This is a genomic window from Lysinibacter cavernae (assembly GCF_011758565.1).
Taxonomy (GTDB): Bacteria; Actinomycetota; Actinomycetes; order Actinomycetales; family Microbacteriaceae; genus Lysinibacter; species Lysinibacter cavernae.
Genome location: NZ_JAAMOX010000001.1, coordinates 294,338 through 307,070 on the forward strand (window position 1 = coordinate 294,338; position 12,733 = coordinate 307,070).

Annotated in this window: 14 protein-coding genes; 12 read left to right on the forward strand and 2 right to left on the reverse strand. The window is 60.9% G+C overall.

The features are described 5' to 3' along the window. The first annotated feature begins 110 nt into the window (after positions 1–110). Both FHX76_RS01255 and FHX76_RS01260 read left to right on the forward strand, forming a co-directional pair. Positions 111–1,601 (forward strand): NAD-dependent succinate-semialdehyde dehydrogenase, encoded by a 1,491-nt coding sequence (locus tag FHX76_RS01255; protein WP_167146851.1) that lies wholly within the window; start codon positions 111–113, stop codon positions 1,599–1,601. 151 nt (positions 1,602–1,752) lie between these two features. Then, positions 1,753–3,126 carry a flavin monoamine oxidase family protein gene (locus FHX76_RS01260; RefSeq protein WP_167146855.1) on the forward strand — a complete coding sequence of 458 codons (1,374 nt, stop codon included), beginning with the start codon at positions 1,753–1,755 and terminating at the stop codon, positions 3,124–3,126. Between the two features lie 74 nt (positions 3,127–3,200). Here the strand turns inward: FHX76_RS01260 and FHX76_RS01265 are convergent, their stop codons facing one another. Further along, positions 3,201–3,821 (reverse strand): RsmD family RNA methyltransferase, encoded by a 621-nt coding sequence (locus FHX76_RS01265; RefSeq protein WP_167146858.1) that lies wholly within the window; start codon positions 3,819–3,821, stop codon positions 3,201–3,203. A 134-nt stretch (positions 3,822–3,955) separates the two neighbouring features. Here FHX76_RS01265 and FHX76_RS01270 point away from each other — a divergent pair, with 134 nt between their 5' ends. From FHX76_RS01270 to FHX76_RS01300, 7 genes are all read left to right on the forward strand, one after another. Continuing rightward, positions 3,956–6,175, forward strand: a complete 2,220-nt coding sequence (locus FHX76_RS01270) for a DEAD/DEAH box helicase (protein ID WP_167146861.1) — start codon at positions 3,956–3,958, stop codon at positions 6,173–6,175. A gap of 104 nt (positions 6,176–6,279) precedes the next feature. After that, positions 6,280–6,771, forward strand: coding sequence for a pantetheine-phosphate adenylyltransferase (coaD, locus tag FHX76_RS01275; RefSeq protein ID WP_167146864.1), 492 nt, complete (start codon positions 6,280–6,282; stop codon positions 6,769–6,771). A 195-nt stretch (positions 6,772–6,966) separates the two neighbouring features. Beyond that, complete coding sequence (locus tag FHX76_RS01280; RefSeq protein ID WP_167150216.1) at positions 6,967–7,485, forward strand: YceD family protein; 519 nt, start codon at positions 6,967–6,969, stop codon at positions 7,483–7,485. A 65-nt stretch (positions 7,486–7,550) separates the two neighbouring features. Beyond that, a complete protein-coding gene (rpmF, locus tag FHX76_RS01285; RefSeq protein ID WP_167146867.1) occupies positions 7,551–7,754 on the forward strand; it encodes a 50S ribosomal protein L32 in 204 nt (67 codons plus the stop codon). A gap of 150 nt (positions 7,755–7,904) precedes the next feature. Continuing rightward, positions 7,905–8,612, forward strand: coding sequence for a ribonuclease III (gene rnc / locus FHX76_RS01290; protein ID WP_208402518.1), 708 nt, complete (start codon positions 7,905–7,907; stop codon positions 8,610–8,612). Next, positions 8,605–9,495: a bifunctional DNA-formamidopyrimidine glycosylase/DNA-(apurinic or apyrimidinic site) lyase gene (gene mutM / locus FHX76_RS01295; protein WP_167146870.1), complete on the forward strand. Its 891-nt coding sequence runs from the start codon at positions 8,605–8,607 to the stop codon at positions 9,493–9,495. Before rnc ends, mutM begins: the two co-directional genes overlap by 8 nt. 61 nt (positions 9,496–9,556) lie before the next feature. Then, on the forward strand, positions 9,557–9,958 hold the full coding sequence (locus FHX76_RS01300; protein ID WP_167146873.1) for a DUF1622 domain-containing protein: 402 nt from the start codon (positions 9,557–9,559) through the stop codon (positions 9,956–9,958). A 98-nt stretch (positions 9,959–10,056) separates the two neighbouring features. On the opposite strand, the gene FHX76_RS01305 is transcribed toward FHX76_RS01300, so the two are convergent. Then, a complete protein-coding gene (locus FHX76_RS01305) occupies positions 10,057–11,061 on the reverse strand; it encodes a quinone oxidoreductase family protein (protein ID WP_341777826.1) in 1,005 nt (334 codons plus the stop codon). A gap of 142 nt (positions 11,062–11,203) precedes the next feature. Between FHX76_RS01305 and FHX76_RS01310 the strand changes: the two genes are divergently transcribed. The 3 genes from FHX76_RS01310 to FHX76_RS01320 are packed head-to-tail and all read left to right on the forward strand — an operon-like array spanning position 11,204 to position 12,689. After that, the gene (locus tag FHX76_RS01310) at positions 11,204–11,656 is read left to right on the forward strand and encodes an OsmC family protein (RefSeq protein WP_167146876.1); all 453 of its coding nucleotides are present in this window, start codon (positions 11,204–11,206) and stop codon (positions 11,654–11,656) included. Next, positions 11,653–12,012 carry an amino acid-binding protein gene (locus FHX76_RS01315; RefSeq protein ID WP_167146879.1) on the forward strand — a complete coding sequence of 120 codons (360 nt, stop codon included), beginning with the start codon at positions 11,653–11,655 and terminating at the stop codon, positions 12,010–12,012. Before FHX76_RS01310 ends, FHX76_RS01315 begins: the two co-directional genes overlap by 4 nt. After that, positions 12,009–12,689 (forward strand): ArsR/SmtB family transcription factor, encoded by a 681-nt coding sequence (locus FHX76_RS01320; RefSeq protein WP_167146882.1) that lies wholly within the window; start codon positions 12,009–12,011, stop codon positions 12,687–12,689. Before FHX76_RS01315 ends, FHX76_RS01320 begins: the two co-directional genes overlap by 4 nt. The last annotated feature ends 44 nt before the right edge of the window (positions 12,690–12,733 follow it).

Below are 12,733 nucleotides of genomic sequence, written 5' to 3' on the forward strand. Positions count from 1 at the left end.
CCCAAATGTGTCTATTACCCGATTTTTAGGCGCATTTGGGTCATGTCGATTGCCGAAGTCGCTTCGCGACGGTACGGCTCGGTACGAATTTGAATGTGAAAGAAGGAAACATGACTGAGAACACCGCAGTATTCAGTGAACGAGAGCGCGAACTCCTGAGTCGCGTTCCCAGCGGCCTGTACCGCAACGGCGAATGGGTTGCAGCCGAAGGAGACGCCACCCTCACCGTGAGCGATCCAGCAACCGGAAATGTCATTAAGACGATCGCCAACGCGAGCCCTGCCGACGGCATCCTCGCCCTCGACGCGGCAGTTGATGCACAGGAATCGTGGGCAGCCACGCCGCCGCGCGCACGTGGCGAGATCTTGCGAAAGGCCTTTGACCTGCTGCAGGAGCGCCGCGACGATTTTGCGCTGCTCATGACGCTTGAGATGGGTAAGCCGCTTGCCGAGGCAAACGGTGAAGTAACCTACGGTGGCGAGTTCCTTCGCTGGTTCAGCGAGGAAGCCGTTCGTATTAGCGGCCGCTACGGAAGCAACCCAGAGGGAACCGGACAGATCGTTGTGTCTCAGCGACCAGTCGGGCCAAGCTTCTTTGTGACCCCGTGGAATTTCCCGCTCGCCATGGCAACGCGCAAGATTGCGCCGGCGCTGGCCGCAGGTTGCACCGTTGTGATTAAGCCTGCCGAGCTGACGCCGCTCACCACGCTCTTCTTTGTGCAGCTGCTTGAGGATGCTGGCCTACCAGCCGGCGTGGTGAACACCATCACGACGTCAACTTCGTCGGCCGTCTCGGCACCTATTATTGCCGACCCTCGCCTGCGCAAGCTGAGCTTCACCGGTTCAACCCAGGTTGGCCGCAAGCTCATCGAACAGTCGGCTCAGGGCGTGCTGCGAACCTCAATGGAGCTCGGCGGAAACGCGCCGTTTGTGGTTTTCGGCGACGCGGACGTTGACGCTGCGGTTGCTGGCGCAATGCTTGCGAAGTTCCGCAACATCGGCCAGGCCTGCACCGCGGCGAACCGGTTTATCGTGCACGAGAGTGTTGCCGACGAGTTTGCGGCAAAGCTTGCCGATAAGGTTCGTGGGCTGCGTATCGGACGCGGAGTTGACGACGGCGTTGACATCGGGCCGCTCATCAACGACGCTGCCGTTGAATCTGCCGAGGGCATGGTTCAGGATGCCGTCTCGAAGGGCGCGACGCTTGTTGTTGGTGGCGCCCCGGTCGAGGGCCCAGGATCGTTTTTCGAGCCAACGGTGCTCACGAACCTTGCCGCCGACACCCGCCTGCTCTCCGAGGAGATCTTCGGGCCGGTTGTTGGTATCGTCACGTTCTCAACAGAGGACGAGGCCGTGCAGCTTGCAAACAACACCGAGTACGGTCTGGTGAGTTACGTGTTCACCAAGGACCTTGCTCGCGGGCACCGCATGATTGAGCGTCTCGACACTGGCATGATGGGCCTCAACACCGGGCTGGTCTCGAACGCCGCTGCACCGTTTGGCGGGGTCAAGCAGTCTGGACTCGGCCGCGAGGGCGGGGCGGAAGGCATCCACGAGTACCTGTCGACCAAGTACACGCTTATTCCGAACACCCCGGCCTAGCCGGTATTCTTGGCCCCGTGGGGATGCGTCGCTTGACGGATCACCCCGGGGCCATACCAGTACTCTCGCCGGCTGCGAGTAAAACATGCCACCGCATAACCACCGGCTAGCCCAACGAGGGGCTCCGGGGAGATAGCAAAAGGAAACGCACATGTCAGTAGAAACACTTACCCGCGACGTTGTTGTTATTGGGGCGGGCGCAACGGGGCTGAACGCGGCAACACGGCTCAAAGAGGCCGGCCACAGTGTCATTGTGCTTGAGGCGCGCGATCGCGTTGGCGGACGTCTCTGGACCAATGAGATCGACGGAGTTCCGCTTGAAATTGGCGGCCAGTGGGTATCACCGGACCAGGATGTGCTGAAGTCGGTTATCGCCGAGCTTGGCCTCAAGACGTACGCTCGCTACCGAGAAGGAGACAGTGTCTACGTTGCCGAGGATGGCACGCGGAGCTTGTTTAAGGGCGACATCTTTCCCGTTGGCGCCGAGACTGAGGCCGAGATCGTTCGCCTCATTGGCATCCTCGACGGCCTCGCCGCAGAGGTTGGCTACCTTGCGCCGTGGGAGCACCCGCGCGCGCACGAATTTGACGCCATCTCGTTTACGGAGTGGCTTGAGCAGCAGAGCGACAACACGATCGCCAAAGACAACGTCACACTGTTTGTCGGACCGGCGATGCTGACGAAGCCGGCTCACTCTTTCTCGCTGCTGCAGGCGCTGCTCATGGCGGCAAGCGCGGGCGGCTACAGCGCGCTCGTTGACGAGAACTTCATGCTCGACGAGCGAGTCGTTGGCGGGCTGCAGAGCGTCCCGCTCGGCCTAGCCGCTCGCCTTGGTGATGATGTCCGCCTCAACCAGCCAGTGCGCCACGTGAAGGATCACGGCGACAGTGTCGAGGTGCTGACCGATGACATCACGGTCACAGCTAAGCGAGTGATTGTGGCGCTTCCACCAAACCTCGTGAGCCGCATCGGCTTCGCCCCGCCGCTGCCGCGCCTGCACCAGCAGATGCTGCAGCACCAGTCGCTTGGGCTCGTGATCAAGGTGCACGCGGTGTACGAGACTCCGTTCTGGCGCGAGGCAGGCTTGTCCGGCACCGCGTTCAGCCCATACCAGCTCTGCCACGAGGCGTATGACAATACCTGGAACGTCGACGCCGAAACCCAAGACACCAAGGGAACACTCGTTGGCTTTGTGTCTGACGAGCACGCAGATCGCCTGTTCCGGATGCCTGCGGAGGAGCGCAAGCGCCTCATCCTCGAATCGATGGCTTCGTACTACGGTCCAGAAACGCTGAACCCGGTTGTGTACTACGAAAGCGACTGGGGTGCCGAGGAATGGACGCGCGGAGCGTACGCCGCGAGCTTCGACATCGGGGGCCTTTCCCGCTACGGCCAGGACCTGCGTTCCTCCGTTGGCAACATCCACTTCGCCTCGAGCGACCTCGCTGGCCACGGTTACCAGCACGTCGACGGTGCACTTCGAATCGGAGCCGACACCGCAGAGGCGATTAGTACGTCGCTCTAGCTAGCAGCTGGGCGGGTACGTCTTGGGCCGGTGCCCGCGAGTGATCCTCGCGAGCACCGGCCTTTTCGTGTTGTTTATTCGACCTCGCGGTCGGCGCGTTCAGCCCACCACAGCACGGTTTCGCCGTAGTCCTTGCGGCGAAATTGCACGAGCCCTGGTGAGGTTGCGGATGCTGCTGGCCAGGTTGGCTCCGGAGAGCGCGAACTCCGCTCCACCAGAACAACGCCATCGGCAGAAACAGCCTGTGAGACCGCTATGAGATCGGTTGCGAGGTGATCTTCCGCGAGGTCATAGGGCGGGTCAATGAAGATGACATCGAAGGGAATGCCGTCGGCCGAGAGCGCGTCGAGATACGAGGAAACGGTCTTGGTGACTACCTCAATGCGGGGCTTTGGTGACGTAGCACCCTTGACCGGGTAGGCGTTACTGACTGCGGCAGCGTTGGCCTTGGCGATGTGCGCGGCCTGTGGATGCTTTTCCACAAGAACGGCGCTCACCGCGCCCCTGCTGACCGCTTCAAGGGCGAGTGCCCCCGAGCCAGCGTAGAGGTCAAGGACGTAAGAGCCGTCAAGAATTTCCCACGAATCGAGCGCCGAAAAGATCGCTTCGCGTACGCGGTCACTGGTTGGGCGCGTGCCAGATTTGGGAACGTTGAGTCTGAGGGAGCCTGCAAACCCGGAAATGATTCGTGTCACTGTATGAGGGTACCGCGTGCTGGCACGCATCCTCGCGCGAGGCCACTGGCCATCGGTATCTCCGCCAACTTCTGGTCGCCAGAATAGGCACGAGAGCCGAAGGCGGTGTCGGCCCTACCCGTTACAGTTGAAGAGTGACCGACGTAACCCTCGAGACTCCGCTTGCCAAGCTCCTTGGTGGTCGCACGGCAACCGCCTTCACAAAAGCGTTCGGGTACGAAACGGTTGGCCAGCTTCTGGGGCATTACCCGCGCCGATACGCGACGAGGGGCGAACTGACCGAGCTCACGAGCCTTCCGATTGGCGAGAACGTCACGATTGTCGCCGAAGTGCTGCAGGTGAACCAGCGGTCAATGCAGTCCCGCCGAGGCAACCTGCTTGAAGTGAAGATTACCGATGGCAGGGGAGTCCTGAGCCTCACCTTCTTTAACCAGGCCTGGCGTAGCCGCGAACTCGTTCACGGGGCCAGAGGCATTTTTGCTGGCAAAGTCGGGGTGTTTCGCAATACATACCAGCTGGCGCATCCAGACTACGAGCTGTTCACGAACGACGAAGCCGGCGCCGGCGACGAGGCCGCAACGCTCAAATCCGCGGCCGATACTCAGCGGTGGATCGAGAAACCGATTCCCATCTATCCTGCAACTGCGTCGCTTGCGAGCTGGCAGATCCAAAAGTCGATTGAGCTACTGCTCAACAGCATCTCCAATATCGAGGATCCCGTTCCTGCCGAGATTCGGGCTGCAGAGGGCCTCATGAATACCGAGGAAGCCCTCCGCCTTATTCATCTCCCAGAGCGAGCCGCAGACTACGAGCGGGCAGAAGATTCGCTGCGTTTCCAAGAGGCCTTTGTTCTGCAGATCGCGTTGCTTGAGCGCAGAGAATGGCTCGCCCTCCAGCCTGCTACCGCTCGTGCCGTTACGACGGGCGGGCTGCTGCATCGCTTTGACGAGCAACTCGCGTTTACCCTTACCGGTGACCAGCGCGCCGTTGGCGAGCAGATCGCTGGGGACCTCGCAAGTAATCGACCCATGAACCGCCTCGTCCAGGGCGAGGTCGGTTCTGGTAAAACGCTTGTCGCGCTGAGGGCGATGCTGCAGGTTGCCGATAGCGGGGGGCAGGCTGCGCTTCTTGCCCCAACCGAGGTCCTTGCCTCGCAGCACCTGCGGTCGATTGTCAAGACCCTTGGCCCCGAGCTCGCTGCCGAGGTTCATCCCGTGTTGCTGACCGGTCAGCTCCCGGCCGCCGAGCGCAAGCGTGCCGGACTCGCCGTTGCATCAGGTGCCGCCAAGTTGGTTGTTGGCACGCACGCCCTCATGAGCGATTCCGTGCAGTTCGAGGATCTTGGGCTTGTTGTTGTCGACGAGCAGCACCGATTTGGCGTTGAGCAGCGCGAGGCGCTCCGTCAGAAGGCGCAGTGGGCTCCGCACACGGTTGTGCTCACTGCCACGCCAATTCCCCGCACAGTGGCCATGACAGTCTTTGGCGACCTCGATGTCAGTACCATCCGAGAGCTTCCCGCCGGCAGGGCAGGTATTACGAGCCACGTTGTGCCGGTTGCCGACCATCCATCATGGGTCAACCGAGTGTGGGAACGGGTCTCGGAAGAGCTTGCGCAAGGGCGTCAAGCCTTTGTGGTGTGCCCGGCCATTGCCGAGGCTGAGGGCAACGACGACGTCGAAGAGGGCGACGACTTCAGCGAGGCGCTGAGTCTTGAGCAATCAGAAGAGAAGACGCCAATTAAGCTTGCCTCGGTTGAAGCCACTCTCGCGATGCTGCACGAGCATCCACTCTTCGCCACGACGCGAATGGCTGCGCTGCACGGCAAGCTCTCCTCAGACGAAAAGGACGCCATTATGCAGGCGTTCGCGGCTGGCGACATTCAAGTCCTCGTGGCTACCACCGTCATCGAGGTCGGCGTTGACGTGCCAAACGCCTCAACAATGGTTGTGCTCAACTCGGATCGATTTGGGGTTTCGCAACTCCATCAACTGCGTGGGCGCGTTGGCCGAGGGGGAGTGCCTGGCCTGTGTCTGTTTGTCACCGAGGCTCCAGCTGGCACCATCGCTCGGGAACGAGTGGATGCAGTTGCGGCAACCCTCGACGGCTTTGAGCTTGCAAATGTTGATCTTGAGCTCCGCAAAGAGGGTGACGTGCTCGGTGCCGCGCAGGCTGGCGGGCGTTCATCGTTGCGCCTTCTCAGGGTTACCCGCGACGGCGATATTATCGAGCGGGCGCGGCAGATTGCGGAGGGGCTGTTGGCTGACGACCCTGGCCTTGCCGCACATCCGCATCTCAGGGGAGCCATCGACCGTAGGCTTGACGAAGCCACGAAAGAGTATCTCGGCCGCTCCTAGCCCCACCTCGTGCTCTGGCCCGTGTGGATGCCTCGTGGTCGAAATGTGACGCGCTTGCGATTCGCTCGGCGTCGTCTCAGGGTTTCTTCGCTACGCTTGAACCCATGAGCAGGATCGCTGTTGTCCCGGGATCATTTGATCCGGTCACCCTTGGCCACATTGACGTCATCGAACGAGCCGCGCGCATCTTCGATCAGGTGCACGTATTGGTGGTGCATAACCCTGACAAGGAAGCGCTCCTTCCAATCGCTCAACGCGTGTCGCTTCTTGAGGCATCCATTCGAGACGCCGGGCTGCCGTCAAATATTGTTGTCGCTTCGTGGACCGTCGGCCTCCTCGTTGACTACTGCACCGACGTTGGCGCGACGGTGCTCGTGAAGGGCATCCGTTCGCAGGTTGATGTTGCGTATGAGACTCCGATGGCGATCATGAACCGAAGCCTCGCCGGTGTTGAGACGGTGTTCTTATTGCCTGATCCCGCGCACGCGCACGTCTCAAGCTCGCTTGTTCGCCAGGTGGCGGCCCTCGGTGGCGACGTCACCCCCTATGTCCCCGAGTCCGTTGCGCAGTTCCTGCAGCGCAACCTGCGCCTCTAACCCATAGCCCTTTGCTCGTGGGGTGCACTTTCGCTCGTGGGGCGCAAAATACTGCACCCCACGAGCGAAAGTGCACCCCACGAGACTCGCCCGAACGGCCTCAGCCCAATCACAAGAAAACTCGGGTAAGGTATCAGGGTGCCAATCAGTGTGTTTAGCGAAAACGTTCGCGATCTCATTCACCGTCCAGGTGAAATGCGAGAGCGTGTGCGCGAGTTTCCCGTACCCGAGGAGCTCGGCGCTGGTTTGGTGACCGTGAAGGCGGGAGAGAACCTTGCCCTCGACGTGCGGCTTGAGTCAATTCACGAGGGCATTTTGGTCTCGGCGAGAGTCTCAACTGTTGCTCGCGGGGTGTGTGGACGCTGCTTGGCAGACCTCGAAGAGGATGTCGAAGTCGAGTTTCAGGAACTTTTCGCGTATTCTTTAGATGAAGCATTTGATTATGAGGTTCAAGACGACCACGTGGATCTTGAACCCCCACTGCGCGATGCGGTAGTTTTGTCACTTCCGTTCCAACCAGTGTGTCAACCTGAGTGTCACGGACTTGACCCCCTTACGGGCGAAAAGCTCACCGAAGATGCTGCTTCCCAGGCCGAGCCGGATGTTGATCCGCGCTGGGCAGCCCTGCAAGAACTTGCCGGGCGTGGGCAGTCAGGTGAGAGTGATCACGATGCTTCCACAGAGCGTGACGAAGACACCAAGTCGTCGTCGTAGGTTGAGCCTGAGTTTTTAGGTTCGCCCTTATTTCGTCCTAGTTTTACGAGAGAAAAGAGAAGGTTATGGCTGTTCCAAAGCGGAAGAAGTCTCGTTCAAACACGCACTCACGTCGTTCGCAGTGGAAGGCCGAGGTTCCTAACCTGGTCAAGACGGTTGAGAACGGCAAGACCGTTTACAGCCTTCCTCACCGCGCCAAGGTAGTCGAAGATTCAGCTGGCACGCCGCTGTTCTTCGAGTACAAGGGCCGCAAGGTAGCCGACGCGTAGTCGATCATGACGGAGCAACAGAGGGTCGCAGACTCCTCTGCCGTGCCGGAGCCGTCCATGTCGGATGCTCAAGGTGGCGATGCATCGCCAACAGTCTCGACCGATCAGGTCAAGGTTGTGAAGGTAAAGCACCTTCCAATAGACGAAGACATGCACGGCTTTTTGGCGCGCCTGGGAGTTGAACTGCCTGAGGCACTGATCACTCAGGCCCTCACGCACCGATCGTTCTCCTATGAGAACGGCGGCGAGCCACATAACGAGCGCCTTGAGTTCCTTGGCGACTCGATTTTGGGGCAGGCCGTGACGGTCAAGTTGTTCCGCGATCATCCCGACCTGAGCGAGGGCACGCTTGCGAAGCGTCGCTCAAGCCTGGTCAGCAGTGTTGCCCTTGCCGAGGTGGCTCGCCATATTGAGCTTGGCCAGCACCTTCGCCTTGGCCGTGGCGAAGAATTGACTGGTGGTCGCGAGAAGGATTCGATCCTTGCCGACACCGTTGAGGCAATCATCGGCGCTGTCTTTGTTGGGCTCGGCCCGGTTGTTGCCAACGATTTTGTGCTTGGCCTCGTCACACCGCTGTTTGCCGATCCTGACCGGTTTGGCGCGGCGATGGATCCAAAGACGAGCCTGCAGGAGGCCGCCGCGGATCTCGGCCTGACGCCTCCGCACTACACGGTCACCGGCCAGGGACCCGATCACGATCGGATCTTTACCGCAGTTGTCTCTGTTGGCGACCGCGCAACGGGAACGGGTACTGGATCGAGCAAGAAGCAGGCCGAAGTGGCTGCAGCACTCAACGCTTGGACCGTGCTCAACCGCCAGGAAGAAGACGCCGCAGCCGAAACCGCCGAGGGTGCCTGAACTTCCCGAGGTTGAGGTTGTCCGCGCCGGCCTTGAACCCGCTGTCCGTGGCGCCACCGTTCAGTCGGTAGACGTTCGTGAGCCTCGCTCGCTGCGACGGCACGATTCCGCTGCCGGTGCGTTCACCCAGCTCCTCACCGGACGAACCCTTTCCGAGGCCGTTCGCCGTGGCAAGTTTTTGTGGCTGCCGATCAGCGCTGAGCAGGCGCTTGTTGTCCACCTCGGTATGAGCGGGCAGGTGCTGCTCCGCACCCCAGACCAACCTGACGAAAAGCAGCTGCGCATTCGCTGCCATCTTGAGCATCCGCTGCACGGCGAGATCCGAATGGATTTTGTTGACCAGCGCATCTTCGGCTCGATGGCGATTGATCAGCTGGTGGAGACCCAGGATGCCGCTGCCGCAGGATTCGGCTCGGCCTCCACGCTCATCCCGAGCCAGGTCGCGCATATTGCGCGAGACCCGCTCGACCCGGCATTCGACGATGCGGCATTCATTGCGCGGCTGCAGAAGCGCCGCACCGGCGTCAAGCGGGCGCTGCTCGACCAGACCCTCGTGAGCGGCATCGGCAACATTTACGCCGACGAGGCGCTGTGGGCGTCGCAAACGCACGGCGAGCATCCAACTGACCAGCTGTCGACGCGGAGGGCGGCCCAGCTACTGGATGCCGTACGCACGGTCCTCGCAAAGGCGCTCACCGAGGGCGGCACGAGCTTCGATGCGCAATATGTCAATGTGAACGGCGAATCCGGCTACTTCAGCCATTCGCTGAACGCCTACGGGCAGCAGGGCAAGCCGTGCTCGCGATGCGGCACAACGATTGAGCGCGTGACGTTTATGAACCGCGGATCGCATTTTTGCCCGCGGTGCCAGCCGCGGCGGTAATTACCTGCTTGTATCGGGGGAGGGCTCTCGCGCATACTTTCGCCGCCTGTATGCTGTGCACATGCACACTGAGCCTCTGTTCGCGGTCGTCGTTACGGTGATCGAGGTCATCGGCGTCTTGATAGTGATTATCGGGTTTGGGATCGCCGCCGTGCTTGCCACGCGCGTGCTCCGCCGCGGCGCAGGGGGCAAAGTGGCCTATCAGACGCTGCGTACAACCATCGGGGGCTCGATCCTGCTCGGCCTCGAGGTCTTTGTGGCAGCTGACATCATCCACACGCTTTCGGCACCGTCGTTCGAGGACGCCGCTGTGCTTGGCCTCATTGTGCTCATCCGAACGGTGCTGAGCATGTCGATCCAGATTGAGATCGAGGGAACCCTGCCCTGGCGCCGAGCACTACTGACGAGCGGTGGCGAGGTTGTTGCGAACGCCATTTCACAGGAAGCAGCCGCAAGAAAATAATCTGACCTAGTGGCCGCCCTTCCTCAAACTCGGGCATGCAGTGTCATATGCGGCACGTCGGCGGCACCGCTCAGGAGAGAGGGTGCAGCGCAATCGGCCTAGCGTTCGAGAACCATCTTTTCCCCAGGGTTGGCGATGTTGGCAGCAAACGCCTGCGCATAATCCGTTGGCGATACTATTCGAGGACGGGGAGGAACAAGCTCGCCACGACTGACCGCCGCGAAGAGCTTGGTGAGCGCATCTCGATATTCCGCCCGTCGTGTCGCCACGATGATGGGTACGGAGCAGATGCGCTCGCGCGGGCGTGCGTAGCGGAGGAGAGCTGACGTCAGGAATCCGGATGCCGTAGCCGAGCGCTGGTGTCCGGGGGCGCCTCCAAACGCGGTGCGCACGACACCTCCAGTCTGGCGCACGGCTCGTCGGATGCTGCTGCTGCCCGTATGGTCGATGGCTCCATCAACTCCGCCGTTTGTTGCCTCAATGATCTGCGTGATCCAGTTTGGGTCGTGATAGTCAACGAGCGAGGTGGTGAACTGTCCCGCGTAGGCTCGGGAACGGGATGAGGCGGTGCCGTAAACCGTGAGTCCCTGCTCGGTAGCGAGCTGCGCCGCCCACGAACCGACCGCACCGCCTGCACCCTGTACGAGAACCGTTCCACGCGTGAGGGCAAGGGCATCGAGCGCAAACCAGGCGGTCACCGCGTCGAGAGGGACGGTCGCCGCGGTTGCGCTGTCGAGCGAGTCTGGCACGGGAACCAGGAGTGAAGGAGCGACGCTGATGACACTCGCGTGGGCGCCCATGCGAGGCAACACTCCTGCGATGCGTTGGCCAACGCGCAGTTGCGATTGGGTCACCGACGGCAGCTGCTCGATCACGCCGACAAAATCGTATCCAGGCACAAATCCTCGGACCGGCTGAAGGAGGTAATCGCCCTGAGCGGCCCCCGTATCTGTCACTCCGATTGATGCATGGGTTACGCGAATGAGAGCATTGCGATCGTTGCGCTTTGGCATCGGTTCTCGAACTGGCGTTGGAGGATGTCCGAATTGTGTCACTCGCATTGCGTCACGATCGGAAAGCGTGTTATCTCGGGGACTGGTCACAGAGCTGACACTAGCGGAGGAACCGGTGTTCTGTAGCAGGGCGTGAGGCTCATTCGGATTCGTGAGTGCTGATCTGCACGAGACAGGGCACTTCCGCCACATTGTGACCGTCATCAAAACGAACCGCTTCTAGCCTGGTGTCATGACAGAACATCACTATCACACCCAGCTCGACTGGCAGGGAAACACTGGCAATGGCTATCGCGAGTACAGCCGCACTCACAGGGTCGTGGCTTCAGGAACGACCTTAGACCTCAGCGCGGACCCTGCGTTTCGGGGCGACGGCCAACTTCCGAATCCAGAACAGCTCCTCCTCGCCGCAGCAAGCTCGTGTCAGTTGCTTTCGTTTCTCGCATTGGCAGCACTGGAACATGTCGAGGCTCTTGAGTACCGCGATGACGCCAGCGCAAGTATGCGGGATGTGGACGGCGTGACGAGGATCGACACTATTGACCTGCGTATGAGCATTACGGTGCGTGGTCGGGACAAAGCCGTCACCCTACGCCTGCTCGAAAAGGCACACGAGCAGTGCTACATTGCGAACTCGCTCAGCGCTCAAGTGACATTGCACCCAGCGGTGACGGTGATCGCGTGAAAGACATCATGATTCCTGGCGTTGACGGCGCGAAGTCGCTCGCCAGCGTCGCCGAGATCCTTGGCGACGCTGGGGTCGGCCTGGAAGGTGGGGGATTATGGTCGGGAACGGCCCACTACCTAGTGGCGGACGGGGATACCGCAATCCGCGCCCTTGTCTCGGCCGGCATCATCGGTGCAGAGATGAGGCAGGTCGTTATCGCGGAACTTGATCGTGATGCGCCTGGCGCGCTCGGGCGTATGATGGCAAAGCTCGCTGATGCCGGTATCGTGCTTGACGGGCAATACAGCGACCACAATAACCGAAAGGTGCTCCTGGTGAATGACATCGAAGCCGCTCAGGCAGCCTTGTCATGAGCTCACGGCCAAGTCTTGGGGAAGTTGGCGCAGCGTTTGCCGAACCAGTCCGACTGCAGATCTTGCACGAGCTGCTTCGTGGAGCCGAACTGCCCGCCGGGGTTCTTGCCGTCAGAGTTGGCGTTTCTCCGTCGACGGTGAGTTCGCATCTGAATCGCTTGCTCGACGCTGGTTTTGTGCACGTTGTCGCTCGAGGTAGGACTCGATTGTTTTCCATTGCGTCGACAGACGTAGCCGATGCGGTTGAATCGTTACTGCGGCTGTCTGGTGAACCTGCGGTGACGTCGCTGTCTGGGCAAACGCGTCGGTTGGGCATGAGGGAAGCCCGAAGCTGCTACGACCATCTGGCCGGTCGAACCGGCGTCGCTTTCCGGGAGCTCGCGGTTGCTCGTGGCTGGGTGGATTACTCGGGGGATGGGGTCAGCCTGCGCAACCTAACCCAGCTTGCGGATGAGCTTGGCCTCACGATTAAGTTGTCTGAGGGCCGCCGTCAAGATGTTCGGTTGTGCATGGATTGGACGGAACGAGAGCCACATCTGGCCGGCAAGCTCGGCGCTGCCGTGTTGGCTGCGATGCTGAACGCGAATTGGCTGCAACGACGCCGCGAGGACCGATCCCTTCGGGTGACCTCGGTGGGAGAGTCGAATTTTGTCAGGTTAGGGCTCAATCGCGAGTGAATCCCATGCGGCAACTGTAGTGGTGACGCGGCGGCGACGCTGAG

What these genes read in the sequence shown, in the direction of transcription:
- rpmF (WP_167146867.1), top strand. Translation starts at nt 7,551, where the DNA reads ATGGCTGTTCCAAAGCGGAAGAAGTCTCGTTCAAACACGCACTCACGT.
- FHX76_RS01320 (WP_167146882.1), top strand. Translation starts at nt 12,009, where the DNA reads ATGAGCTCACGGCCAAGTCTTGGGGAAGTTGGCGCAGCGTTTGCCGAA.
- FHX76_RS01260 (WP_167146855.1), top strand. Translation starts at nt 1,753, where the DNA reads ATGTCAGTAGAAACACTTACCCGCGACGTTGTTGTTATTGGGGCGGGC.
- FHX76_RS01255 (WP_167146851.1), top strand. Translation starts at nt 111, where the DNA reads ATGACTGAGAACACCGCAGTATTCAGTGAACGAGAGCGCGAACTCCTG.
- FHX76_RS01300 (WP_167146873.1), top strand. Translation starts at nt 9,557, where the DNA reads ATGCACACTGAGCCTCTGTTCGCGGTCGTCGTTACGGTGATCGAGGTC.
- rnc (WP_208402518.1), top strand. Translation starts at nt 7,905, where the DNA reads ATGCACGGCTTTTTGGCGCGCCTGGGAGTTGAACTGCCTGAGGCACTG.
- FHX76_RS01310 (WP_167146876.1), top strand. Translation starts at nt 11,204, where the DNA reads ATGACAGAACATCACTATCACACCCAGCTCGACTGGCAGGGAAACACT.
- coaD (WP_167146864.1), top strand. Translation starts at nt 6,280, where the DNA reads ATGAGCAGGATCGCTGTTGTCCCGGGATCATTTGATCCGGTCACCCTT.
- FHX76_RS01280 (WP_167150216.1), top strand. Translation starts at nt 6,967, where the DNA reads ATGCGAGAGCGTGTGCGCGAGTTTCCCGTACCCGAGGAGCTCGGCGCT.